The 24426-nt window shown below is 66.3% G+C and carries 22 protein-coding genes and 3 riboswitches; of the genes, 18 read left to right on the top strand and 4 right to left on the bottom strand.

Going from position 1 to position 24426, the window contains the following annotated elements:
* Positions 1–97 precede the first annotated feature (97 nt).
* From QN163_06380 to QN163_06335, 10 genes are all read left to right on the top strand, one after another.
* The gene (locus QN163_06380) at positions 98–1723 is read left to right on the top strand and encodes a glycoside hydrolase family 3 N-terminal domain-containing protein (GenBank protein ID MDR5683633.1); all 1626 of its coding nucleotides are present in this window, start codon (positions 98–100) and stop codon (positions 1721–1723) included.
* A gap of 143 nt (positions 1724–1866) precedes the next feature.
* Positions 1867–2955: a substrate-binding domain-containing protein gene (locus QN163_06375; protein MDR5683632.1), complete on the top strand. Its 1089-nt coding sequence runs from the start codon at positions 1867–1869 to the stop codon at positions 2953–2955.
* 2 nt (positions 2956–2957) lie between these two features.
* Positions 2958–3740, top strand: a complete 783-nt coding sequence (modA, locus tag QN163_06370) for a molybdate ABC transporter substrate-binding protein (protein ID MDR5683631.1) — start codon at positions 2958–2960, stop codon at positions 3738–3740.
* On the top strand, positions 3741–4397 hold the full coding sequence (gene modB, locus QN163_06365) for a molybdate ABC transporter permease subunit (GenBank protein MDR5683630.1): 657 nt from the start codon (positions 3741–3743) through the stop codon (positions 4395–4397).
* A gap of 173 nt (positions 4398–4570) precedes the next feature.
* On the top strand, positions 4571–5719 hold the full coding sequence (gene nagA, locus QN163_06360) for an N-acetylglucosamine-6-phosphate deacetylase (GenBank protein MDR5683629.1): 1149 nt from the start codon (positions 4571–4573) through the stop codon (positions 5717–5719).
* 433 nt (positions 5720–6152) lie between these two features.
* Positions 6153–7220 (top strand): hypothetical protein, encoded by a 1068-nt coding sequence (locus tag QN163_06355; protein ID MDR5683628.1) that lies wholly within the window; start codon positions 6153–6155, stop codon positions 7218–7220.
* Positions 7221–7421: 201 nt separating this feature from the next.
* Entirely contained in the window at positions 7422–8510 is a 1089-nt protein-coding gene (locus tag QN163_06350; GenBank protein MDR5683627.1) for a SpoIID/LytB domain-containing protein, read from the top strand.
* A 44-nt stretch (positions 8511–8554) separates the two neighbouring features.
* On the top strand, positions 8555–9451 hold the full coding sequence (locus tag QN163_06345; protein ID MDR5683626.1) for a diguanylate cyclase: 897 nt from the start codon (positions 8555–8557) through the stop codon (positions 9449–9451).
* Positions 9438–12374 (top strand): DUF2334 domain-containing protein, encoded by a 2937-nt coding sequence (locus QN163_06340; GenBank protein MDR5683625.1) that lies wholly within the window; start codon positions 9438–9440, stop codon positions 12372–12374. The genes QN163_06345 and QN163_06340 overlap by 14 nt, the downstream gene beginning before the upstream one ends.
* Entirely contained in the window at positions 12371–13636 is a 1266-nt protein-coding gene (locus QN163_06335; GenBank protein ID MDR5683624.1) for a glycosyltransferase, read from the top strand. The genes QN163_06340 and QN163_06335 overlap by 4 nt, the downstream gene beginning before the upstream one ends.
* A gap of 33 nt (positions 13637–13669) precedes the next feature.
* Here QN163_06335 and QN163_06330 read toward each other — a convergent pair whose 3' ends face one another.
* Both QN163_06330 and QN163_06325 read right to left on the bottom strand, forming a co-directional pair.
* The gene (locus QN163_06330; GenBank protein MDR5683623.1) at positions 13670–14848 is read right to left on the bottom strand and encodes a hypothetical protein; all 1179 of its coding nucleotides are present in this window, start codon (positions 14846–14848) and stop codon (positions 13670–13672) included.
* A 12-nt stretch (positions 14849–14860) separates the two neighbouring features.
* Positions 14861–14942, bottom strand: a riboswitch (cyclic di-GMP riboswitch).
* 65 nt (positions 14943–15007) lie between these two features.
* Positions 15008–15089, bottom strand: a riboswitch (cyclic di-GMP riboswitch).
* A 202-nt stretch (positions 15090–15291) separates the two neighbouring features.
* A riboswitch (cyclic di-GMP riboswitch) is annotated at positions 15292–15373 on the bottom strand.
* 116 nt (positions 15374–15489) lie between these two features.
* Positions 15490–16077 (bottom strand): hypothetical protein, encoded by a 588-nt coding sequence (locus tag QN163_06325; protein ID MDR5683622.1) that lies wholly within the window; start codon positions 16075–16077, stop codon positions 15490–15492.
* Positions 16078–16279: 202 nt separating this feature from the next.
* Here QN163_06325 and QN163_06320 point away from each other — a divergent pair, with 202 nt between their 5' ends.
* Complete coding sequence (locus tag QN163_06320) at positions 16280–16849, top strand: helix-turn-helix transcriptional regulator (protein MDR5683621.1); 570 nt, start codon at positions 16280–16282, stop codon at positions 16847–16849.
* Between the two features lie 150 nt (positions 16850–16999).
* On the top strand, positions 17000–17836 hold the full coding sequence (locus QN163_06315; protein MDR5683620.1) for an alkaline phosphatase family protein: 837 nt from the start codon (positions 17000–17002) through the stop codon (positions 17834–17836).
* Between the two features lie 10 nt (positions 17837–17846).
* Here QN163_06315 and QN163_06310 read toward each other — a convergent pair whose 3' ends face one another.
* Together QN163_06310 and QN163_06305 are read right to left on the bottom strand one after the other, a co-directional pair.
* Positions 17847–18434 carry a hypothetical protein gene (locus tag QN163_06310; protein MDR5683619.1) on the bottom strand — a complete coding sequence of 196 codons (588 nt, stop codon included), beginning with the start codon at positions 18432–18434 and terminating at the stop codon, positions 17847–17849.
* The gene (locus QN163_06305) at positions 18419–18976 is read right to left on the bottom strand and encodes a hypothetical protein (protein ID MDR5683618.1); all 558 of its coding nucleotides are present in this window, start codon (positions 18974–18976) and stop codon (positions 18419–18421) included. Before QN163_06305 ends, QN163_06310 begins: the two co-directional genes overlap by 16 nt.
* Positions 18977–19070: 94 nt before the next feature.
* Here QN163_06305 and gyaR point away from each other — a divergent pair, with 94 nt between their 5' ends.
* The 6 genes from gyaR (at position 19071) to QN163_06275 (ending at position 24373) form a co-directional block, all read left to right on the top strand.
* Entirely contained in the window at positions 19071–20069 is a 999-nt protein-coding gene (gyaR, locus tag QN163_06300) for a glyoxylate reductase (GenBank protein ID MDR5683617.1), read from the top strand.
* A gap of 101 nt (positions 20070–20170) precedes the next feature.
* Complete coding sequence (locus tag QN163_06295) at positions 20171–20977, top strand: basic amino acid ABC transporter substrate-binding protein (protein ID MDR5683616.1); 807 nt, start codon at positions 20171–20173, stop codon at positions 20975–20977.
* Between the two features lie 147 nt (positions 20978–21124).
* Positions 21125–21916, top strand: coding sequence for an amino acid ABC transporter permease (locus tag QN163_06290; protein MDR5683615.1), 792 nt, complete (start codon positions 21125–21127; stop codon positions 21914–21916).
* An 11-nt stretch (positions 21917–21927) separates the two neighbouring features.
* Positions 21928–22683: an amino acid ABC transporter ATP-binding protein gene (locus QN163_06285; protein ID MDR5683614.1), complete on the top strand. Its 756-nt coding sequence runs from the start codon at positions 21928–21930 to the stop codon at positions 22681–22683.
* Positions 22684–22750: 67 nt separating this feature from the next.
* Positions 22751–23314 carry a ribosome-associated translation inhibitor RaiA gene (raiA, locus tag QN163_06280; GenBank protein ID MDR5683613.1) on the top strand — a complete coding sequence of 188 codons (564 nt, stop codon included), beginning with the start codon at positions 22751–22753 and terminating at the stop codon, positions 23312–23314.
* 66 nt (positions 23315–23380) lie between these two features.
* The gene (locus tag QN163_06275) at positions 23381–24373 is read left to right on the top strand and encodes a DUF3048 domain-containing protein (protein ID MDR5683612.1); all 993 of its coding nucleotides are present in this window, start codon (positions 23381–23383) and stop codon (positions 24371–24373) included.
* Positions 24374–24426: the final 53 nt, after the last annotated feature.

Genomic DNA, 24426 nt, shown 5'->3' with positions numbered 1-24426 from the left:
GTTCTCCGTCGTCGGCGGCTCAACCCCCCATTCCCGGTCGTGCCCCCTCGCCCAACCGATTGAAGGGCGCGCCGGCCCGTCGCAAGGGAACGGCCCGATGGCGGCCAAGTTCTGCGACATGGAAGACATCCGCGACCTGGTGGGCCAACGGTTTGTCGTGGACTTCCCAGGGACGGAGATCACCCCGGGACTGCGGCGCCTCATCCGTAAAGGGCGCGTGGGCGGCGTGATCCTGTTCTCCGGCAACATCGCCTCCGTTGCACAGGTCCAGGCTCTGACGCGCGATCTGCAGGCGCTCGCCTCCGAAGCCGGGCTGCCCTCGCTGTGGATCTCGGTGGATCAGGAAGGGGGTATCGTCAACCGCTTCGGGCGCGACTTCCCGGTCTTCCCGAGTGCGATGGCCATCGGCGCCGAGGGTGACGAGGAGGCGGCGTCCATTGCGGGGAGCGTGACGGGTCGCGCGTTGCGTGCGCTGGGGATCAACGTGAACCATGCGCCCGTCCTCGACGTCAACGTCAATCCCGACAACCCGATCGTGGGGATCCGGGCGTTCGGAGACGACCCGGAGGTCGTGGGGCGCCTGGGAAGCGCCTACGTGCGCGCACTGCAGGCATGGGGCGTGCTGTGCACCGTCAAGCACTTTCCGGGTCACGGCGACGTCGCGGTCGATTCGCATCTGGAACTGCCCGTCGTCGACAAGCCGCTGGAGGTGCTGGAACGGGAGGAACTGGCCCCCTTCCGGGCGGCCTTCACAGCCGGAGCCCGAGGCCTGATGGCGGCGCATGTCCTGTACCCGGCCCTCGATGCGGGCCTCCCGGCGACGCTGTCCGCGCGCGTGCTCACGGGCCTGCTGCGCGGACGGATGGGCTTTGACGGTCGGCCCAGACAGGCCGGCCCAGACAGGCCCAGACACACGGGCCTGCTGCGCGGACGGATGGGCTTTGACGGAGTCGTCTTCACCGATGCGATGGGCATGAAGGCGGTCGCCGACCGGTGGACGCGTGGGGAGGCCGCGGTCGCGGCCCTGCGGGCGGGCGCCGACGTCGTGATGGCGTGCGGGACGGAAGCCGAGCAGTGGGCTTCGATCCGCTCCGCCCTGTCGGCTGCGGCCGCGGGTGTCCTCGACGCCGGACAGATCGCCGCCAGCACCCGGCGGATCCTGCGGGCCAAGGAAGCCTGCGCCGGCCCGCCAGGCAGGTGGGACATCCGCGCGGAGGACTTCGCGGCCGCGCAATCCGTGGCGGATCGTGCGGTGACGCTGCTCCGGGACCGGGTGGGGCGAGTGCCGCTGCGTCCCGGGCGTACGGCGGTCATGCACCTGGGAGGCGAGCTGTGGGATCGCTCACCCACGGCTCTGGGACATGAGTTGCTCCAGGTGCGGCCGAACGTCGAAGTGGTGACCGATCCGCACCACCTGGCCTCGGACGTGTGGACGAACGTGGTGGTGGCCAGCCTTTCGTGGCGGTCGGTCTCCAATGCCGAAGTCGTGCGGGATCTGTGGGCGCGGGTCGGAGAGCGCCTGGTCGTCGTGGGTGTCGGCAACCCGTACGAACTGGCTGGCTTCCCCGAAGTCGGCACATACCTGGCCACGTACGGGCCGGATGCCCCCAGCCTGCGCGCCGCCGCCCGTGTCCTGACCGGAGAACTCCTCCCCCGTGGCCGCCTCCCAGTCGCGATCCCCGGTCTGTACCCGCGCGGCCATCGCGGGGCCACCGACCCCTGACCGCCTCTACCCCCCACCGCGGTACCTGGAACCGGTACCAGGTACCGGTACCAGGTACCCGTTCCAGGTACCGATCGCCCGGGTGTCGCTAATCGTTGACAGCACTGTTTATCGTAGCGTAACCTGCTCCCGTGGGGCGGCGGGTGCCGGCGGAGCTGCAGAACCGCGTGCGGGCGGTGCGGGAGTCCCGCGGGCTGTCCCAGGTGGAGCTGGCACGCCTAGCCGGTCTGTCCCGTCAGGCCCTATCTGCGATCGAGTCCGGACGCTACCTCCCCAACACCGCGGTGGCGCTGCGTCTCGCCGGCGCCATGGGTTGTGCCGTGGAGGAGCTGTTCGCCACCCCGGCTCCCTCCACGGTGAAGGTGCGACTGGCCGAAGACGCGCCGGCGCACCGGGTCCGACTGGGGCGGGTCAGGTCCCAGCTGGTCGCGTGGCCGTTGTGGGGTTCATCGGCCCCCGTGCCCTCGGACGGTGCGGTGGCGGGCCGTGCGGGCCGCCTGGCGACGGTGGATCTGTTTTCCGGTTCGGCGGTCGCAGAACAGACCGTCTTCCTGGGCGGATGCGATCCGGCCCTACGGATCGCGGCGGCGCTTGCGGAGTCCTCGGGAAGCGTGCGCGCCCACTGGATCCCGGCAAACAGCGTTCGGGCGCTGGGGGCTCTGCGGGACGGGCTCGTGCACGTGGCGGGAACCCACCTGCATCCACCGGGGGATCCGGAAGGTGTGCAGACGATCCGCCGCACCCTGGGCCGCAAGCCGGCGGTGGTGGTGTCCGTGTCACGGTGGGTGGAGGGGGTGATGTTGAGGCCCGGCATACGGATTCGCGGGCCTGAGGACCTGTTGCAGCGGGGTGTGCGAGTCGTGAACCGTGATCCGGGTTCGGGCAGCCGTTTGGTCTTGGATCAGTGGTTGGGCGGCGCCGGCGTGCCAGCAGAAAGCCTGGACGGGTACCGCCGCGAGCTGTCCAGCCACCTCGCGGTGGCCGAAGCGATCACAGGTGGGCTGGCCGACGCCGGACCGGGGGTGTTGCCGGTGGCACTGTTGTACGGGTTGGAGTTCCTGCCACTGGCCGAGCAGCGCTACGATCTAGTGATCCCGCAAGACCTGACAGACACCGCACCCGTGAGAATCCTCATGGACGTGTTCACCGGCCGGCGCTTCCGGGAGGAGCTGAAGGCGATCGGGGGCTACGATCCGGCACCGGCCGGCGTAGTGCGCGGGCTGGCCACTTAGGCGTGGTAAGCAGAGCCATCACCACCCTACTCGCAGCGCTGGTGGTCTACCAGTCGGCCGCCGCAGCACCGCCTCCAGCCGGGTTGCTGATCGCCGCCGCGGCGGACCTCCGGTACGCTTTCGAGGAGCTGGGAACTTCCTTCCGCGCCCGCGCTGGGGTGCCCGTGACGTTCTCCTTCGGATCGTCGGGCCAGCTCGCACACCAAGTGGAGCACGGGGCACCGTTCGACGTGTTCTTCTCCGCCAACGAGGCGTTTGTACAACATCTGGCCGAGCACGGGCACATTTTGCGGGATACAGTGCAGCTGTATGCGGTGGGGCGCGTCGTTGTGTGGGTGCGCCGTTCCAGCGAGCTGGCGGTGGAGCGAGGGATGGACGTCTTGTTGGACCCTCGGGTCCGGTACGTAGCGATCGCCAATCCCCAGCATGCACCGTACGGGGAGGCCGCGCGTCAGGCGCTGGTGCGTGCCGGGGTATACGCGCGCGTGCGACCGAAACTCGTCTACGGGGACAACATCAGTGCCACCTTGCAGCTCGTGCAGTCCGGAAACGCCGACGTCGGAGTGGTGGCGTTGTCGCTGGCGATTGCACCCGCGGTGTCTCGGCAGGGCCGCTACTGGCTGGTGCCGGCGTCGCTGCATGACCCCATCCGCCAAGCCGCGGGTGTGGTGACTCGCTCCCGGCGCCAGGTCCAGGCACGTGCGTTCCTGTCCTTCGTGAACGGGCCTCAGGGGCGACCGGTCATGCGGCGGTACGGGTTCGTGCTGCCGGGGGAGGGGCCGTAGCTGGATCCGGCGCCGCTGTGGATTTCCCTCAAGGTGGCTTCCCTCGCCACGCTCATCGCCTCGGCGACGGGGGTGGGGTTGGCTTGGTTGCTGGCCACGTCCAGGTTTCGGGGTCGGGGTATCGTGGAGGCGTTGACGTCGCTACCGCTGACCCTGCCCCCCACCGTGCTCGGGTACTACCTCCTGGTGCTGCTGGGTCGCGGCAGCCGGTTCGGGATGTGGGTGGAGGCGACGTTTGGCGTGTCGCTGGTGTTTACCTGGCAGGGGGCTGTGGTGGCTGCGGCGGTGCCGTCGCTACCTCTGGTGGTGCGGACCGTGCGCGCGGCCTTCGCGGACGTCCCCACCGAGATCCTGGAGGCGGCCAGGATGGACGGCGCGGGCCGGATCCAGCAGTTCGTGCACGTCCTCGTCCCACTGGCCCAAAGGGGAATCGTGGCCGGCGTGTCCTTGGGCTTCGCCCGCGCGCTGGGTGACTTCGGCACGACGTTGATGGTCGCCGGCAATATCCCGGGACGCACTCAGACCATGCCCATCGCGCTGTACGATGCGGTCCAGGCCGGCCGATGGGAGATGGCGGCAACGCTCGCCGTGCTTCTGGCCGTGGTAGCCGTCGGAGTGCTGATCGCGGTGGGCCGGCTCGGCGAGCGCGTCATCTAGCCCGCTGTACCAGGAACGAGTACCAGGAACGAGTACCAGGAACCGGTACCAGGAACCGGTACCAGGAACCGGTACCAGGAACCGGTACCAGGTACCGAGGCGGACCGAGGCGGCGCACATATGTGCGCCATTCGTGCGCGTTACGATCCAGGCTTCTGCGGTGACGGTCACGCATGATCCTCTCCGTGGGTCGTGTGGTCACAGGGGATCAGGATCTGCAACCCGGCTACGTCGAGATCCGCGGCGATAGGATCGACGACGTTCGTCCGGGCGTGCCCCCCTCCTCGGACTGGGAGTTTCCGAACGGGATTCTGGTGCCTGGGTTCATCGATCTCCAGGTCAACGGCGCGGCTGGCGTGGACCTGCTGGACTGCTCCGAGGACGACGTCGAGAGGTTGTCCGTCTACTTGGCATCTACTGGGACAACGGGGTTCCTGGCGACTTTCGTGTCGTGTGCACCCGACCGTGCTCGCCGGGCTGTGGGCATCCTCCGCTGGGCGCATGCGGCCGGAGCCGAGCTGCTGGGGATGCACTTCGAGGGACCGGCGTTGAACGCCGTCCGGCGCGGTGCACACGAGGCTCGGTGGCTGCGCACTCCCGACGACCCTGAGGTACGCGCGCTGTACGCGCAAGCGTCGCCCGATCTGAGGCTCGTCACGCTGGCGCCGGAGCTGCCAGGAGCCGATGAGTTGATCGTACAGCTCACGCAAGAACACGTCGTCGTGTCCGCCGGCCACAGCGACGCGACGTACGAACAGGCGGCGCATGCATTCGGGAAAGGCGTTCGTATGGTGACGCACCTGTTCAATGCGATGCGCACCTTCCACCACAGGGATCCCGGCCTGGTAGCAGCCGCCTTGGACGATCCGTCCTGCGTGTGCGGGCTGATCGCCGACGGCGTGCACGTGCATCCGGCGGTCGCGCGGTGCGCCTACCGGCTGCTCGGCGCCGATCGGATCGCGCTGGTCACGGATGCCGTCGCCGCCGCGGGGATGCCTCCTGGTGAGTACACCCTGGCCGGCGCACCCATTTTTGTAGCCGCCGACGGCCAGCCGAGACTCCCGGACGGGACGCTGGCCGGAAGCACCCTCCGCATGGACACGGCGGTCGCCAACGCAGTGCGGTGGGGAATTCCGATGCGGGACGCGGTGCGTATGGCAGCCGCCACACCCGCGCGGCTGCTCGGGCTGTCAGACCGAGGCAGGATCGAGGCCGGGATGCGGGCCGATCTGTGCGTGCTCGGGCCAGATGGCAGGGCTGCTTTGACCCTCGTCGCCGGGAGGATCGTGGGCAGAGGGGGTGTCGCTTTGCCAGGGCCGTAGCCAACAAGGCCCGGGACTTCTCGCAAACTGCCGAAGCCCGTCCGGGTAGCCAACACGATGGGTCGCGGCGGGTCCGGACGCTGAGTCCGCTGGCTGGTCGCCAGGTTCGCGGATCGTCCTTCCCCGTTCGGACGCGAATGGACCGCCTGCGTCGGTATGGTGAAGCCGGGGCATCCCGCCAGTCTGCGCCTCGTTGGAACGTTGGCGGCGGTCAATCCGTTGAGTCAGATGGCGACCCCGAGGTAGACTTCCTCTCCGGACCTAGTGATGTTAGGGGGTAAGTGCGATGTGCCAGTCGCATGCGCGGTGTCAGCCGAGGGGGCGATCGAGCGTGCCCTGGAATCTGAAGGCAGGGAATGGCTCGCTGCAAGCGCCAGGAGTTGCTTGCGGTGAGGGATCCGGGTTAGAAGGATCAGTGGCCCGGAGTCGGTGCGTGCAGTTCGCCGTTGCGATCGGTTTCGTGCTCACCACGGCAACAATGTCGGTCGGGTCGACGCCAATGTACGTGCGGGGTGTCGAACTATACCCCGACGCGAACCCCTACCACAGTCCCGAGGCACTTCGAGCACTGAGTCGTTTGCTCGTGGACGTCCCGGAGACGCAGTGGGTACAATTTCGGTTTTTCTTCGACCAAGAATCCATGACGTCATCTACCATCTCGGACGGTGACAGGCAATTGGACGCGATCCGGAGTCTGACTCGGCGAGCAAGGCAGGGGGGTAGAGAAGTCTCCTGGATCGTCCACTTGTTGGTCGACGGGGGCCGCGCTTGGGCGGCCTTGGTTGCGCCGGAAGATCGATCCCAGTGGTTTCGATCCTATGGGAGGCTGATGCAGGGATACGCACGGGTGGCACAGCACGAGAACGTCTCCTTGCTGACGATCTTCAACGAGTACACCTCCCTCCTAGAGGAGACCTCCTCCTGGCGCCGTATCATTCGGGAGATCCGCTCCGTTTACCGGGGATGGATAGCAGTAAAACTGAACTCCTGGTGGGATCTCAGGGACTGGCACCGCATTTTGTCCTCGGATTGGTTAGCGGATGTGGACGTCATCGGACTGGCACCCTACTTCGACCTGGTCAACAAGCCTCGCGCGACACTGGCGGAGATGCGGAGGGGGTGGCGCGCATCGCGGCACGGGCACGACATCGTATATCAACTTGCAACGATCAGCCGGCGCTTCGGGAAACCGATCGTCTTCCTTGAAGTTGGCTATCGGAGCATCGAAGGTGCGGCTATCGAACCGTGGAACTCGGCAGCTCGTGTTCCGGCTGACACCGGCAGACCCGTGCAGGATCTCCGGGAACAGGCCACAGCAGCCCAGTCGGTATTCGATATCTTCTGTGATCATGCATCTTGGTGGCGGGGAAGCGTCTGGTTCTACTGGCCCACCGCCGTGACCACCCCACCGGACGACCGGGGATGGGCAATCCTCGGAAAGCCCGTGGTGCAGACGATACGGAATGGATTCCAGATTCGCTGCTCAGAGGAGGTCGGCTAGAGATCAACAAGGCACGGTTCTTGCTCACCAGGGTCTTGACGGTGGGGTCAGCGGGTGAGCTGGGGGGTAGAAGTGTGCAGGCAGCGCGGATGGCAGCGGGTTAACCGATGGATCGTGTCCCCCCTTCTGTCTGCGACCCTAGCGTCGGGGTGGGTCCTGGCAGGCTCGTACCCGGTCGGGTTGGAAGCGGCTACCGTCCCGGTGGAGCTGCGGGTGGCGCTGTGGCACGGTACCAACGCCATACCGTCCGTGCGGATCGTCGGAGAGGCGGAAGTCGAGGCTCGGGGAGTCCGCCGGTCCCCCGTCGGGCGTCTCGAGATCACCGCAGGCATCAGACCCCGCGTTCGTATCGATGGGCTGGAGGCGGCGCTCGACCTGCCGCTGACGATTCGCCCGCGCGACCGCCGAAAGCTTCTGGAACTCAATGGCAGTCAATGGCGCGGCGCACTGGAAGTCTGGCCGGAAGGCTCGGGATTCAGAATCGTCAACCGGGTTAGCATCGAGGACTACGTGGCGGGTGTCGTGGCCAACGAAATGTTTGCCCATCCCGAAGCCTTCAAGGTGCAGGCGGTGATCAGCCGCACATTCGCACTCTACGTCGCCCGGGTGGAACGCCGCTGGCAGCATGCCGGCTTCGACGTGTCGGTTTCCGACCAGGTGTACCGAGGTGTCGCCGGTGAGACCCCCCTCGCCAGGCACGCCGTGCAGGCAACTTTCGGGGAGGTGCTCACCTATTCAGACCGGCCGATGTTCGCGGCTTACGACGCCAACGCTGGTGGACACACGGAGACGGTCGACGTCGTGTGGCCGGGCTCGGTTCGGTCTCAGTTTCCCTATCTCCGCGCGGTCGCCTCGCCATACGACCGGTCGGCTCTCGAACTCCCAGGGTACGAAGACAGCTGGCGGTGGTCCAGGTTTCTAACGTGGCGGCAGATCGAGCAGAAGTTGCGTGAGTCTGGGTTCTTGGTGACCGAGGTTCGCAGCATCCAAGCGCTGCGCGGCGGAGCATCGCAGAGACTCATGAGGGTGGAAGTCGCGCACTCGGAGGGCAGGTTACGGATTGACGGGGCCGATCCGATTCGCACTGCGCTGGGTCTACCCGGCGCACGAGCCGAAGTCCGGCCGACGAGCGATGGCATTTGGGTCGAGGGGTTCGGTCTCGGACACGGCGTTGGCCTATCGCAGCATGGGGCATGGGGCCTGGCGCGCGCTGGTTACTCCTACCGCCAGATCCTAGGGCACTACTATCACGGCGCGGTCATCCAGGTGCATAAGGACGCAGCCCGTTGACGCAACGCGGGGGATTCGACATGTGGGAGGACAGGCGGAACGCTGTGAAGTCCAGCGGGGTCGACCGCGTACCATCTCTGACCGCAGTTCTGTGGGGGCACATCGTGATAGTTGTATTGACGGCGCTTTTGGCAACACACACCGCCCAGCCGTGGCACGTGGCCGGGCCGCTGGGTATTGCCGTTGTTCTCGGCGCTGGGCTGCACTTCGACCGCCCGGTGGCACTTCTGGTTGCCCTCGCGGTTGTTCTGGTCGTTGGCACAAGCCTGGTCGTGCCCTGGCGGGTTGCCCAGGAGGCGTGGCGGGGCTTGGGCGCCTTGTGGCTCGCTATGCTCGCGGCTGCCACGTGGATCTCACAGGCGACGGCCCGCACCCGCGCCCAGATTCAAGAGCGACTGGAACACGCCTCCCAGAGTCTGGCCGCCCTGTCCGCCATCGATCCGACAACGGGGCTGTACACGAGCAGCCGAATGAGACTCAGTCTCGTCGAGGAGGTTGCACGCGCGCAGCGGTACGGTCGTCCTTTGACACTCGTCGCAATGCAGATCGACAATCTTCGAGAGATCGAGGCGGCCCACGGTCCCAAAGCTGCCGCCGAAGCAGTTACGCAGATCGCACGTCAGATGCTCAGCCAGGTGCGTCGCTTCGACCACCTGGCGGAGGACGAACCGGGGCGCTTCCTCCTTCTCTTGCCGGAGACGGACGCAGCGCGTGCGGCTGTCGCCTTGCGAAGGCTGTTGTCGTCGTCGAGCCGCCCACCGATTTTGGCTCCCAATGGACAGGAGGTCCGCTTCACCCTTTCAGGTGCCGTCGTCTCGTACCCTCAGGACGGCGAGTCGGCTGAGGCTTTGCTGGAGGCGGTGAAGGCGACGCTCCGACGCGCCGAACTGTCTGGCCGCGGCCTGATGCTTACCAGCACGGATGCCCGTGCCCTCGAATAGGTACGTTTCCTTCGCCGTGCTGCTCGTCGTCATGACGGCGTCGTTGCCGGCGTTTGGAACGACAGCTTTAGCGTCCGATCCTATTCGTGCGATCGTCGTCGACCCCGCCGACTACTACCCCCTACGGGTATCGCCAGAACACCTAGCGGCACGGCTCGCTGCCTTGTGGGCTGCCCACGGAGTCAATGTGGTCTACGTGAACGCCTACAACGTCGCGTACGGCGCCTACTACCGAACCACCTACATCCACAACACGATGGACACGCTTGGACGGGCTGACTTCCTCCGCTTGTTGATCCAGGAAGCGCACGCTCGCAGAATCCGTGTCTTCGCGGCCTTTTACAGCCACACGCACCGCGGCGCCTGGCTGGCACGGCCCGACTGGAGGGCCAAGAGAAGGGACGGGAGGGACTTCAACCCACGTGGTGTCGATGTCCAGTACTTTTTGTCGGTGTCCCACCCTGAGGTGGTCAGCTGGTGGTTGGGCCTGCTGCGAGAGGTGTTGGTGAACTATCCCGATCTCGACGGAATCGAGCTGCGAGAGCCGGTGATCAACTGGTGGGGCACAGAGGCCGATTATCACCCGGAGGCGGTACGCGCGTTCAGAGCAGCGCACCCAGGTGCCGCGCTTGGAGGACGTATTTGGATCCGCTGGCGGGCGGAGCAGTTGACGGAGTTCGTGAGAACCACCGTACGGCTCGTGCGGGAGCACGGGCGAGAGATTCACGTGACGAGCGTGGTATCTGCATGGGGGGATGGACGTTTGTTGACCAGCGAGGAGCAGGCAGCTCAGACGGGATTCGACTTGGAAGCAATCCTGGCGCCCCCCAATAATCCGGATGCCATCAAGGTCGAGATCATCTGGCAGCAGTGGGGGAATGTGTATGACTACGTGACCTTCACGCCTGGGTGGACAGGATACGCGACGTCGGAAATCCTACGCAGGATCGGTGGCCGTGTCAGGACGATTGTGCACGTTGAACTCACCGACTTCGGCCAGCGCCGCGTTACCCCCGAGGAGACGTACTTGGCGATGCGGGCCGCCTGGTTGGCGGGGGCGAGGGAGTTCGACGTGTACGGAAGCAAACTGGCCGACGATAAGAATGCGTGGCCCTGGCTGCTTCGAGCCTTTCGAGGTGAGGCACCCCAGGTACCGGATCGGCGCCGGCCGGCACAGACGGTTCTTGTGCTTGAGGACGAGGATCGTGACGCATCAACGGCCCCGCGGCTGGCCACCAAGTTGCTCGTGAACCTCCTCGGCCACTTCCGTGTCCTGGTCGAGACGCAGACGGTGTCGGACTATCGAGCGGGAGACGTTCACAAGTTCGATGCCGTCATCTACCAAGGAACCCAGTGGGATGCGCCGCTGCCGCCGCGATTGCTGGCGGACCTCGATCGTTACACAGGGTCAGTCCTCTGGGTCGGAGCGAATCTGTGGCAGCTCCTCCGTGTGACGGATTCTGACCTGGGCATCGATCAGCCGATTCCCGTATCGGTGAGCGCAATGGACGCGGTGCGTTATCGCGGGGTGGAAGCGGTAGTGCGACCGCGGATTCCGATTTTGGGAGTGCGGCAACGCGAGATGACGGTGGAAGTCGTCGCCGAAGGATCGGTGGGCCAGCAACACGCGCCCGTCGTCGTCCGGAAAAACAATTTCTGGTATGTGGCCGGATACCTCTATGTCGAGCCCGAGACGACGCCCCTGCAGTGGATCGTGGCGGATCTCCTGCACGATGTGCTGCGGACCCCGCATGCGGCCGACCGCCGTGCGGTCCTGGTTGTCAGCAACGTGCACCCGCAGGTGGAGCCAACAGACCTGTGGCGCCTGGCTGCGTTCTCCGATCGTAGCGGCGTACGCATGGTCGTCGCGGTCACGCCTACGTTCGTAGATCCCGTTCTCGAAATCCAAGTGCGACTCGAAGATCGCCCGGCTGTGGTGGATGGCCTGCGTGCGTTGGCCCGCTCCGGCGCGGACATCGTATTGGCTGGCTACAGCCACCAGTTCCGGGGCCGGACGGGCACCGACTTCGAGTTCTGGGACGCTCTGAGAGGCCAAGCGCGGGAGGACGACTCCGTGGAGTTGATCCGGGACCGACTGAGTGCCGGGCTTACGGCACTGCGGCGGGTAGGCCTGTTCCCCATCGCATGGATGACACCGGGGGGTTTGGCATCCCCCTTCGACTATACGATGTTCGGGAACACGTTCTCTCTGATGGTCGAGTCTCGCCAGTATGCATTCGCTCACGGACGGCCGGTCCAGCAACGGTTTCCTTATCTGGTGTGGCAGGATGTGCATGGCCATACCGTGTTGTCTCCGAATGTCCTGGCCAGGGAGTGGCCCCAATCCGGCCACGACACATTCCGCGCTTTGAGAATGGTGCGCGATGCGCTGGCGGTCATCGACGTGCCCTCAACAGCGTCCGATGCGGTCCTGGGGGAAATCGTGGCGGCGGCAAAACGCGAAGGCTTTGCTTTCACGTCGCTTCGACAGTTGGCGCCGGCCCGCGTCGTCGACGATACTCTGGCGATCGTTTCGACCGAGGGTACTGTCCGGCTGCATTTCGAGGCGGGGCAGTATCTTCGTGAGCTCGAAGTGGACCGTGCCGGAAGCGTTCGGACCCGGTCCGTGCGTCGCATCCGCGAGACCCAACGGTACGAGGTTGCGTTGAGGACGCGTCCCGACAGCCTGCTAATTCTGGAGGTCCTCCACTTTCACCCCATGAGCGTTCGCGCCCTTTTCCTGCACGCCGAGTACGTCTTGGAGGTGAACGCGAGGCGGTGGCGGGAAATGGACGCCGTGGGCCGTGCCGGCGCGATTCTGGGGGTGATGTTGTCGTTGTTGGCTGCCGTTGGGACGATGCTGCTGCTGACGCTGTACTTGCGCATTAAGCTGCGCAGGCTCCGTGGGAGGGACCTTCGGTGACCGGTACGGCGATTCTGATTGTCTACTACAGCTGCGTCGCTGTGATCTGGGCGCTGCTCGTCTACTACCTGGTGCTGACAGTAGCCGGTTACCACTACAGCCGACACGCAAGAGACTACTTTCCAAAGCTTCTCCGTGTGCATCGCGACTTGCCCACCGTGTCGATATTGATTCCGGCCCGTAACGAGGAGCGGGTGATTGCCGATACGGTCGCTGCAATCTCGGAGATGGACTATCCGCGGGAACGCGTCGAGATCATCGTGATCGACGACGGATCTACGGACGCGACCGGGGAAATTCTGGAGGGAATGAAGCGCGAGCACGACAGACTCACTGTGGTGTCCATACCGGCAACGGCGGGCGGCCGGGGGAAGTCTGTGGCTCTGAATCATGGCCTTGCAGCGGCAACAGGCGATGTGATTGCTGTGTACGATGCAGACAACCGACCGGATCGCTACGCCCTGCGTTACCTGGTCTCGGCGCTGCTCGACTCGTCGAAGCTGGGTGCGGCCGTCGGCAAGGTCAGAACCCTCAACCGTAGCCGGACGTTCATGACGCGCTCGGCCAACATCGAGTTCATCGCGTACCAGTGGATCAATCAGGCCGGGAGGTACTGGCTCGCTGGCCTGACGGTTCTTCCGGGCACCAACTTCGTGATTTGGAGGCATCTACTTGACCGTGTCGGTGGCTGGGATCCGCGTGCCCTCACGGAGGACTTGGAGTTGACGATTCGTGTCTATGAGGCGGGCTGGCGGATTGGATTCGTGCCGACGGCGGTGAGCTGGGAACAGGAGCCGGAGGAACTCGGGGTGTGGATCCGGCAGCGTATGCGGTGGATGCGCGGGAACAACTACGTCATCCGGAAGAGCATCTTCAAACTGTTGAAGCCGTGGGACTCTCCCGTCAAGCTGGAGATCCTGCAGTCGGTCGCCACGTATTACTTGTTTTTGGTCGCGGTGCTTCTCAGCGACGTGCTGTTTGTCGGGGGTGCGGTGGGGTGGCTCGGGTTTTCTATGTGGGGACCGTTTGGACTCCTGTGGGCTCTCGCGTACACCATGTTCGTACTTGAGTTTGCGATCACGCTGGTCATCGAGGGGGAAGACCGCCTGCCGAACCTGCTGCTCGTGGCGCTGATGTATTTTACCTATACACAACTTTGGCTCTACGTTGCGCTGCGCAGCATGGTTCCGACTCTGCGAAGGAGACAGAGGACAGTGCGACCGGGCGGCGAGCCGGTGTGGGAAAAGACCAAGAGATACTGATCCCCGGTGCGCTTGGTTGCCAGCGGAAGCGTGTCACCGGCCGTGAGCCGCGATCCGAGAAAGCAGGGCGGATCGCAGAGCTTCCCACCCTCCGATGGCGTCGATCAGATGGCCCGCGTACACGTCAACGGAGCTGTATCCCGCACGTTGGAGGGATGTGAGGACACGTGACAGATCCGGCACGGTGGGAGACGCCGTCCCGAACGACGACAGTTCTACGTGTATCACAAGACGTGCACGGCCGCGCACCTTTCGATCGGCAGCTCTTGCGGCACGCGCCGTCCACTCGGGCGTGAACACGCCGGGGTTTCGATACAGACTGGCCCACTGTTGAAAGATCAGCTCCACGTTGACGACATCGGGGCGAAACCTGCCGGATAGGAGGCCGTCGAGATCGAATCCGGTTGCGTCCCGTTGGGCGTCGGATGAGATGAGGGTGCCGTTCGGCTCCGGCGTCATTACGGTGGTTACGTGGACCTCCTTGCCGTACCGACGCGCGAGCTCAGTGCTCCGCTCCAGGACGACACGGAGCGCATCCGCGCGGAACAGAAGCCACTCCTGCCCGCCGACACGCACGCGCGGATGGACGCGGTGAAACGCGTATGTTGCTGCTAGGGAGTGGTCGGCAGTGTCTCCCCACCAGTTGACGACAGGTTCCGCCAGGTCGACTCCATCGAGATCCGGCACGGCCCGGAGCAAATCCTCCAAAAAACCGAGCCACCAGGTCACGGCCTCGGGATGGTGCGGCGACAGGAAGTATTGGTCGAACCCTTCGCGGTACGGCGTGCCGTCGGCGGTCAGGCTGCGCCAACTCGGGCGTGCCTCCCAGGCGCCCTTGTGCCGCAGCACGTACACCCATGCGATCACCCTGATGCCCCGGCGGTGCGCTTCTGAGACGATCCGCTGCAGGAGGTTCAGGCGCCCGAAGTCTTCCTGCGCGTTGTACAAGTAGCGCGTGGGATAACGGGCGCCATAGGCGAAACTGTAGGCATAGAAGTACACGAGGTTTACTCCGTGATCCGCCCAGTGATTCACGAGTCGTGCGGCGAGCACGTCGGCCGAAAGACCGGTGTTGTAGTAGTATCCGGGATCGAAGCGGATCGCGCGGACGGGGGGGTCCGACGCTTGGGTAGAGCGGCCGGCGGCCAAAGCCAACACAGTGAGTAGAGTGCCGACCGCGGCGATTCTCTTTCTTTCGGCGCTGTACCCCAAGGAGCGCCCCCCTTCGGCAGCCCGGCCGACCGCCTCGGTGGCGGTCCCGTAGGCTTTGCGTCCCCGCATCGCTGCGGGTTTGCCTTTGTCGAGGGGCTTGCGCGCCGGAAGACCACAAGCGCCCGCCCCTGTCAGGGTCCGAAGCGCGCACCTGCGTGGTTCGGCAGCCCGGCCGACCGCCTCGGGGGCGGTCCCGTCGGCTTTGCGTCCCCGCATCGCTGCAGGTTTGCCCCTTCGAACCGGATGCGACTCGGTTTTCCCCCCCAACCGACGGGTACCCCCGCACCGGTCGGCAGTGCGATATACGCCGTGCGGGCCTACGCGGCCCGCACGGCGGCGTCCCCGGACCGGAACGCAGGGGGGGATGTCCCGGTCCGGATGACACGGTCAGCTACAATGAAAAAGCCCACCGCGACGACGTCGAAGTGGGCCTATCTGACCGCTTCGGCAACCCGGCCGACCGCCAGATCGGCGGTCCCGTAGGCTTTGCGTCCCCGCATTGCTGCGGGTTTGCCCCTTCGAACGGTCCTGCTATTCGGTTGTCTTTACGCTACCCACGGCAACCGATCCTGTCAACCTGAACGCTGGCGCGGCTGCCGCCCGCACCGAAAATGAGCAAGTCCCGTGCCATCGTCGGCGCTTTAGCGAATCTCCAGCGGCTCGAGTTCCACGCGCACCGAGCCGACCTCCAGGTCCAGCACGTAGCGCCCCGGCACGACCCCCGAGAAGGCGAACTGGCCGTCTTCGTCGATCTCTGCTTCGAGGTGGCCGGCCTCGCCGGCAAGGAAGGCGGTCCCGTCCAGTGAGGTCTCGTATCCGGAAGTGAGCATGCCCAGGATGGATCTAGCGTGTGGGTCCTGTGGATCTTCGTGGATGGCCAGCATGACCGTGAAGTCACCGGCCTCGTACGTCGCGTCGGTCAGGCGACCGCCGCCCCTCAACGCGAACGCCGGCCGCTCCGCCACCATGGACGGGGGTATGAGTCGGCCGAGCAGGCGGCGCAGGCCGGATCGCTCCCGGTCTTCGGTTTGCAGCAGCCGGTCGAGGGATTGCAGCTCCGCCCGGCAGTGCGGACAGTCGCGGAGGTGGTGCTCCAACGCGTCGGACCTGGCCGGAGAGAGCAGCCCCAAGCGCATCTCGCCCAGCACCTCGGGGGGCGGGCAGTCCTTGCGATACAGCCGCCGTCGGAGCGTACGCTCCAACGCATCTTCGTCTTCGGTTCGCGGCATCCTGGCCTCCCAACTGCCCTCAAACACGCAACGCCGTCGGCGCTCGCTTTGGGATACGTTCCCCACGGGCCGTCTCAAATCCTCGCTCGAGTATCGAACAAATGGTCGCACAACGCCTGAGTCATTTCTAGCGGCGGCACAAAGTATTTCCTACGGGTGCTCCGGGACCGAGATAGAATGGATCTACGTGGAGGGAAGGGCGATGGGTCGACTCCTGACGGACGTGCGGAGAACCTTCGGGCTACGCGTGCATGAGGCGCGTGTAGCTGCCGGCCTGTCGCAGCGCGACCTCAGCCGGCTGCTCGCGCTGCGCAGTGCCGTGGCTGTCGGGGACTGGGAACGCGGCAAGGCCTTCCCGAAGTTCGAGACTTTCTTGCGGCTGTGCGAGGTGCTCAACCGGCCTCCTGCGTACTTCCTGGAGGGGTACGCGGAGCCACCGGCTGAATCGGACCCGGTGGCGGCGCTGGAACGCCTGGAGCAGCGGTTGCATCACAGGCACCTGGAGTTGCTGCACCGATTGGAGCAGCTGCCGGCCGAAATCAGCGGTTGCGTCCCGCCCGACGAGATCGTGCGCTTCCTGGACGGGATGGATTTCGAACGGGACGTGCTGCCCGCACTCCCGCTGGACATCCGCGGTGCCCTGCGCACCCGCAAGATTCCCCCGGTCCTCGAGGAGACGACCTACAGCGTCGCCCGCAACGCCGCATGGCATGCCTGGGAGGTCACACGGGACGCGATCAGGACCTGGATCCGACGCCGCAAGAGGAATTAGGGGCAGGCAACAAGCAAAGTCAGCGAGTGCGCTCCCCGACTGACCGGTGCGGGTCTCCCCGCGCTTGCCCTTCGGGATCCGCTTCTCGCTGACGTTCAATATTTTACCGACAAACCCGGGCAGAGCGCAATGGAGAATACGTGTTTGCGCGTGCTGCTGCTCATCCTCGTGCTGGCGGCATCCGCGGGTGCTCAGTCGCCTCAACGGCTGCGCGCGGTGGTCGTGATCAGCATTGACGGGTTGCGGGGCGACGCCGCCGAAGCGCTCCTGCCACCTGCTTTGCGCTCGGCGGGGGCGGTAACGTTCCGTGCGCGAACGGTGGTCCCCAGCAGCACCCTGCCGGCACACGCCTCGATGCTGACTGGCTGGGACGTGGCAGGGCATGGGGTGCGGCACAACAACTGGCGGAAGGGAGACGCATACGTCGGCGTGCCGACCGTCATGGAGATCGCCACGCGTGCGGGAATGGGCGCGGAGATGATCGTTGCGAAGTTGAAGCTGGAGATCTTCGCGCGCCCGGGATCCGTTCGGTTGTTTCGTTACCTTCCCTATCCACGGTACCGAGCTGATGGTGTGCTCCGCCAGGCGGCCGAACGACTGGGACACCGACCGGCCTTGCTGTTCGTCCACGTCGCCGACCCCGACGACGCCGGGCACCGGTGGAGCTGGGAAAGCCACAACTACCGCGAGAGCGTTCGCAGGTCCCTGGAGGCGCTGGCGGGCTTTCTGGAGGGGGCGAGCCGCTCGGGGATCCCGCTGACCGTCATCGTGACGTCAGACCACGGGGGTTTGGGCCGCAGGCACGGCGGCGCCCGACCGGAGGAGGTCACGATCCCGTGGCTGGTCTTCGGGAGTCACGTTCGCGCAGGCGGCACGATCTCCCAGGCGGTCCGCATCTACGACACCGCGGCGACCGCACTGTGGTTGCTGGGGATACCGGTCCCAGGAGATTGGGACGGCCGCGCGGTGACCGACGCCTTCCGATAAAACCCCCCGTTCAGAACGTGCCCGGAGCGAAGACACCGATCTCGAACAAGCGGCCGCCGCCGAGCGCAGAGCCGTAGGCTGCCGTGAACTGGATCCCCAGCGTGGTGTAGCGGAAAATCACCGCGGTTGCGTCGGCGCGTGGTACTCGGCACGATATGCGGTCGAAGTCGCCTCCGTACAGCCGCGCAACAGCGTCGGCGGACGATCCCAGGCGGACGCCTCGGTCGGTGACGAAGCGCTGTTCGGTGCCATAGGCGCTTAGGACGCGCACCGCGCGCGAGGCCTCGTCGGCGGTCAGCCACAGCCCCAGCTGCCGCCACTCCAACCGGATCAGGCGGCCGGTCGTCCGCCTGTCACACTCCCGCGTGGCTTCCGCCATGTCCACGATCGTCCTGTGCATCCCCTCGGTGCCGATGGTGCGGACCAGGCCGTCCAGGCCGGCCCGCAACGAGTACGGGCCGATGCCCTGGCCCGGGACGATGCGCAGCGTAGGCAGAGGGGTGGACTGGGAGTCGTTGGGCGCCGCAGCCGCGCCGGAGGCCAGCAGGGCGGCCGCTACGAACGCGAGCGCCGACCGTCCCATCAGTCCGTTGCGCACCGAACCCTCTGCTCCGGCAGGGCTGCGGGGTCAAAGACTCCGATGTTGAAGATGATGCCGTGGATGGGCTTGCCGGGGTCGTGGGCGGCGGCGAACTGCAGCCCGAGGCGGTGGTAGCGGATCAGGGTGATCCTGTCCTGCGGGCAGTCGGTCCGAACGTACCCATGGCCCTTTCCATAGGCCGCCTCGGCGCGGGAGATGGGCATGAGGAGCCGGATGTTGCGATCGGTCTTGAAACCCTGGATCGCTCCGTAGACCGCCACGACGCGTACTCTCTGGTTGTCCAGACGGAACGATACGAGATACCCGGACGGCTTCCAGTCGTACGACAGGATGTTACGCTCCGGGTAGCGGTCGATGCGTTCCGGTTGGCCCAGGATCCGGACCATTTGCTGCGGTGTCATGCTGACCGTGATGGGACCGATGCGCTGCCCGGAGACGATCGGGACGTCTTCGGGCGGAGGCGTAGGGGCTGCGCGTTCCTGGGACAGGGCCGGCGCGGCCAAGAGCAGCGCAATCAGGCCGACCGTGAGGGTTCGCATCATCGACCTCCGGCAGGAGCCGCTCTACCACCCATCGTACCTTCCACCTGTCCTCCTACGTTCGGGACCCCGACACCGGTTCGCGAGGCAGCCGATGGACAGACCGATCGCGTACGTCTGCCGCCCGCTTCCCGGGCGCGCGCTGGAGATCCTCGCCGAGCACTGCGAAGTGCGGATGTGGGAGCGGCCGGAAGAGCCTCCACCGCGAGACGTGCTGCTTGCCGAAGCCGAGGCGGCCCACGGGATCGTGTCTCTGCTCACCGACCGCATGGACGAGGAGGTGTTCGCGCGGGCCCCCCGGCTGCGCGTCGTGAGCAACGTGGCGGTGGGCTACGACAACGTGGACGTGCCCGCCGCCACGCGCCGCGGGATCGTCGTCACGAACACGCCAGGTGTGCTCACCGAGACGACCGCGGACTTCGCCTGGGCGCTGCTGATGGCCGCCGCGCGACGGGTCCCGGAGGCCGACCGCTACGTGCGGTCGGGGCGGTGGACGTCCTGGCAACCGACGCTGCTGCTCGGGCACGACGTCCACGGCCGGACGCTCGGACTCGTGGGGCTGGGCCGGATCGGCAGCGCCGTCGCCCGTCGAGCGGCGGGGTTCCGGATGCGTGTGCTGTACCACAGCCGTTCCCGTCGACGGGATCTGGAGGCTGAGCTGGGGATCGAATACCGACAGCTGGACGAGCTGCTCCGCGAGTCGGACTTCGTGAGCCTCCACACACCGCTCACCCCGCAGACCCGCCACCTGATCGGCCGCGAACGCCTGGCACTGATGAAACCGACCGCCATCCTCGTGAACACCGCGCGCGGGCCCGTCGTCGACGAGCAGGCGCTGTACGAGGCTCTGTCCCAAAGGCGCATCGCCGCCGCGGGGCTGGATGTCTTCGAGACCGAGCCGCTGCCACCACACTCTCCGCTGTGCTCTCTGGACAACGTCGTGCTCGCGCCGCACATCGCCAGCGCCACCCATGCGACCCGCGCCCGCATGGCCGAGCTGGCGGCGGAGAACTGCGTCGCCGTCCTCACCGGGAGGCGGCCGCCCAACCCCGTGAACCCGGAGGTGCTGACGCGGTCGGATGCCCGACGGTAGAGTGCGCGGCGGGACCCCGGCAGGACTGTACTCGGCTCGGCCCGAAGTCAGTCCATGCGCCCGCGCGACGTAACGCGCCTGGCACGAGGGAGGGATTCGGCATGCGTTGGCTGATTCTGTGTATCGCCGCTGCGGTAGCGGTGGCGGGCTGCGCGCCGCGCGCGGCAGAGCAACCGGCGCCCGGTCAGGCCGCAGGACAGCTGCCGGACCTCGGCGGCCGGACGATCCGGGTGGCCACCGACGCTACCTACCCGCCGTTCGAGATGCTCGACGCGGAGAAGAACCTCATCGGGTTCGACATCGACCTGATCAACGAGATCTGCAACCTCGTCAACTGCAGACCGCAGATCCAGAGCGTCGCGTGGGAGGGCGTCCTGGCCGGGGTGGAAAAGGGCGACTTCGACGTGGCGATCTCCGGCATCACGATCACAGAGCAGAGGGCGGAGAAGGTGGACTTCACCGAGCCGTACACCGAGATCGGACAGGTTGTGATGGTGCGGGAGGACGAGACCCGTATCGGCGGTGCGGACGACCTATCCGACAAGGTCGTGGCCGTCCAGATCGGCACGACCAACGACCAGCTGGCGACAGAGATGCAGAAGGAGGGCAAGATCCGCGACGTCCGCCGCTACCGCACGTTCGACCTGGCCGTACAGGCGTTGATGAACCGCGACGTCGACGCGGTCATCATCGACAGCGTGGCCGGACAGGGTTACATGGGGACCAACCCGGGCCGCCTGAAGACCGTGGGGGAGATGATGACCAGCGAGCAGCTGGGCATCGTGGTCCGCAAGGGCAACCCGGAACTGGTCGATGCGTTCAACGCGGCGCTGCGGACCCTGCGCGAGAACGGCAGGCTGGACGAGCTGAAGCGGAAGTGGTTCGTGGAGTGGAAGCCGACGCAGTAGGCTCAGGGGCCGAAGGGGACCGGAACTGCGGGGCCGACCCGCGCCGGTCTCCTTCGTTTGGGCGGCTGCCCGTCCGGGTGACCGGGCGCCTCGCGGCCAACGTGCGCAGGCCGGCGACGACAGGGCACTGAAGCTCGAGGGTTCGCGATGTCGCAGCCGCACACAGCTGCACCGGGCACGGGGCGCGTCTTCCCCCTGCCTCTGCACCGTTTCCCGTGGTGGGTGCTCGTGCTGGCCATCTCGGGGGGCCTGGTGGCCGCACGCATCGCGGGTTCTGAGATCTACCTGCAGACGTTGCGCTTCCTGGGCTCGGGGATCGTCGTCACCCTGTACCTGACGGTGGCTTCGTACGGGCTCGCGTTGGTCATCGGTCTGGTGGCCGGACTGATGCGGGTGTCCGGGAGCCCGTGGCTGCGCACGCCGGCCATCCTGTACATCGAGGTGGTCCGCGGGGTGCCGCTGCTGGTGCTGCTGCTGTACATCGCGTTCGTGCTGACGCCGTGGCTGGCCGACGCGACCCAGATGCGGTTCTGGCGCGACAACGTGGTGCGCGCAGTGCTGGGATTGGGGATCGGCTACGGCGCATACCTCGCGGAGGTTTATCGGGCCGGGATCGAGGCCATCCCCCGAGGTCAGGTGGAGGCGGCGCTGTCGTTGGGCATGTCGAACGGTCAGGCGATGCGCTACGTGGTCCTGCCCCAGGCTATCCGCATCATTCTACCGCCGCTGGGCAACGACTTCGTCGCGCTGCTGAAGGACTCCTCACTGGCCTCGGTCATCTCCGTGACGGAGCTGACGTATTCGGGCAACCTCAACGTGGCGAGGACCTTCCGGTCGTTCGAGACGTACAATATGGTGGCGCTGCTGTACCTGATGATGACGCTGGCGGGCTCAGCGGGGGTGCGGCTGCTGGAGCGGGCCACCGGGCGGGGCCGGTAGGAGGTCGGACGATGGCGGTGGCGCAGCCGTCGGATGCCCGGGCGATCGTGCGGATCGAGGGCGTCCACAAGTGGTTCGGTCCGCTGCACGTACTCCACGACATCCACCTGGACATCGCCTCCGGGGAGGTGGTGGTCATCATCGGGCCCAGCGGGTCGGGCAAGAGCACGTTGCTGCGCTGCATCAACGGGCTGGAGTTGCCCGAACGTGGGCGGATCCTCGTCGATGGCATCGAGGTGAGCCGCAACCCCCGCAACATCAACCAGATTCGCGCGGAAGTCGGCATGGTCTTCCAGCAGTTCAACCTCTTCGGGCACCTGACGGTGCTGGACAACCTCACGCTTGCCCAGCGGGTCGTCCGCAGGCGGACGCGGGAGGAGGCGGAACGGATCGCCCGGCATCTGTTGGAGAAGGTCGGAATTCCCGAGAAGGCGCAAGCCTACCCGTCTCAGCTGTCGGGCGGACAGCAGCAGCGGGTGGCGATCGCCCGGGCGCTGGCGATGAATCCCAAGATCATGATGTTCGACGAGCCGACATCGGCCCTGGATCCGGAAATGATCAAGGAAGTTCTGGACGTCATGAAGGGACTGGCCCGCGAGGGGATGACGATGCTGGTGGTGACACACGAGATGGGATTCGCGCGCGAGGTCGGTCACCGGGTCGTCTTCATGGACCAGGGACGGGTCCTGGAAGTGGCACCCCCGGACGACCTGTTCACCCGGCCTTCTTTGGACCGGACGAAACTGTTCTTGAGCAAGATCCTGTGAGGGGCAGCCGGGCGTGCGAACGGTCGAGGACGAAATCGCAGCCGCCCGCGGCTCGGCGGAGGTTCCCATGAACATCAATGTCACCGGCATGCACACCGAAGTCAGCGATCGGTTGCGCGAGTACGCGACCCACAAGCTGGGCAAGCTAACGCGGTACTTCGAACACCTGCAGGAAGCGAAGGTCGTGTTCCGAGTGGAGCGGCAGCGTGACCTGGGCAGAGCGCAGATCGCGGAGGTGACCATCTGGGGCGACGGAATCGTCCTGCGCGGCGAGGAGGCCTCGCCGGACATGTACGCCTCGGTGGACCAGGTCGTCGAGAAGCTGGAAAAACAGATCGAAAAGTACCGCAGCCGGCTGATCGAAAAGCGCCGGCTGGACGAACAGCGCAAGCGGCGCCGGCGCGCGACGGAGGCGGCGCGCGCCCTGGCGGCCGCCGATGTCGTCGAGAACGGACCCCGCATCGTGCGGCGCAAGCGGTTTCCGATGAAGCCCATGACCGAGGAAGAAGCGATCCTGCAGATGGAACTGCTCGACCACAGCTTCTTCGTGTACCGCGATGCCGGGACGGATCGCATCCACGTCGTCTACCGGCGCCGCGACGGACAGTACGGTCTGATCGAGGCCGAGTAGGTGGCGGGCGGGGAGGCCGGAATCGGATCTCGCAGATCGGACATCCTCGCACGGTCGGCGGCCGCCGTGACCAGCGCGCTGCTCGCGGTGTCGTGCACCGCCCGACCCGACGTCTCCGCGCTGCCGCCGCTGCGGCTGAGGGCGCCGGGCGCACTGCTGGCCTCGATCCTGCCAGGATATGCGCTGTCCGCTGATCTCGCCACCGCCTGCCCGCTGGTGGAGGGTGCCGGACGGCTGCTGGCCGTGGTCGTGGACAACGACCCGCGCGCCCGGCCCCAGAGCGGGCTGTCCCAGGCGTGCCTGATCTACGAGGTGCCGACCGAGGCGAAGATCCCACGTCTTCTGGCGGTGTTCTCCAACGGGGCGCCCTCGCGGGTCGGTCCGGTTCGCAGCGTGCGGCCGTCGTTTTTGCAGCTGGGCGCAGAACTGGGAGCGGTCGTGGCCCATTCGGGGGGCAGCCTCGAGGCGTTTCGCGACATCCGGCGCTATGGGTTTGCGGTGATCAACGAGCTCTGGACCGCCGGCCCGTTCTGGCGGGTGCGAGACCGTCACATGCCCCACAACCTCTACGGCTCGGTGCCGCGTCTGCGCGAGGCGATGGCCCGCGGCGGCTACGACCGGCCCCCGGCACGCCCGCAGCCCGAAGTCATGACATACGCGGAGCCAGAAGGTCCGGACGCGGCGGAGGTGGAGATCGCCTACCCACCCGGATTCGGCGTTCGCTTCGCATATCAAGACGGCGCCTACGTTCGCCACGTCGTCGGCCGGGAGCACAGGGATGCTCTCACCGGTGCCCCGATCCGTGTGAGGGCGGTCATCGTCCAGTTCGTGCGCTGGCACGGCTGGCGTGAGGGCAGGGTAGACGTCTCCCGGGTCGATCTGGTGGGCACGGGTCGGGCGCTGGTGTTCGCGGAAGGCCGCGTCACGGAAGCGACGTGGCGCAAAGCCGACCTCCGCGCCCAGACCGCGTTTCGCGACCCCCAAGGACGGGGCCTGTTGCTGGCGGGCCCGGTCTGGCTCGCTCTCGTGCCGGTCGGGACGCCGGTGACGGTACGATAGGGCCGTCGTGGAATGGGGGCGGTCAGGAATCGAAGACCACAGCAGCCGTTATA

The organism is Armatimonadota bacterium (assembly GCA_031432545.1).
Lineage (GTDB): Bacteria > Sysuimicrobiota > Sysuimicrobiia > Sysuimicrobiales > Sysuimicrobiaceae > Caldifonticola > Caldifonticola tengchongensis.
Note: the sequence above shows the minus strand (reverse complement) of the source record. Positions and strands in the feature narration are given on the sequence as shown.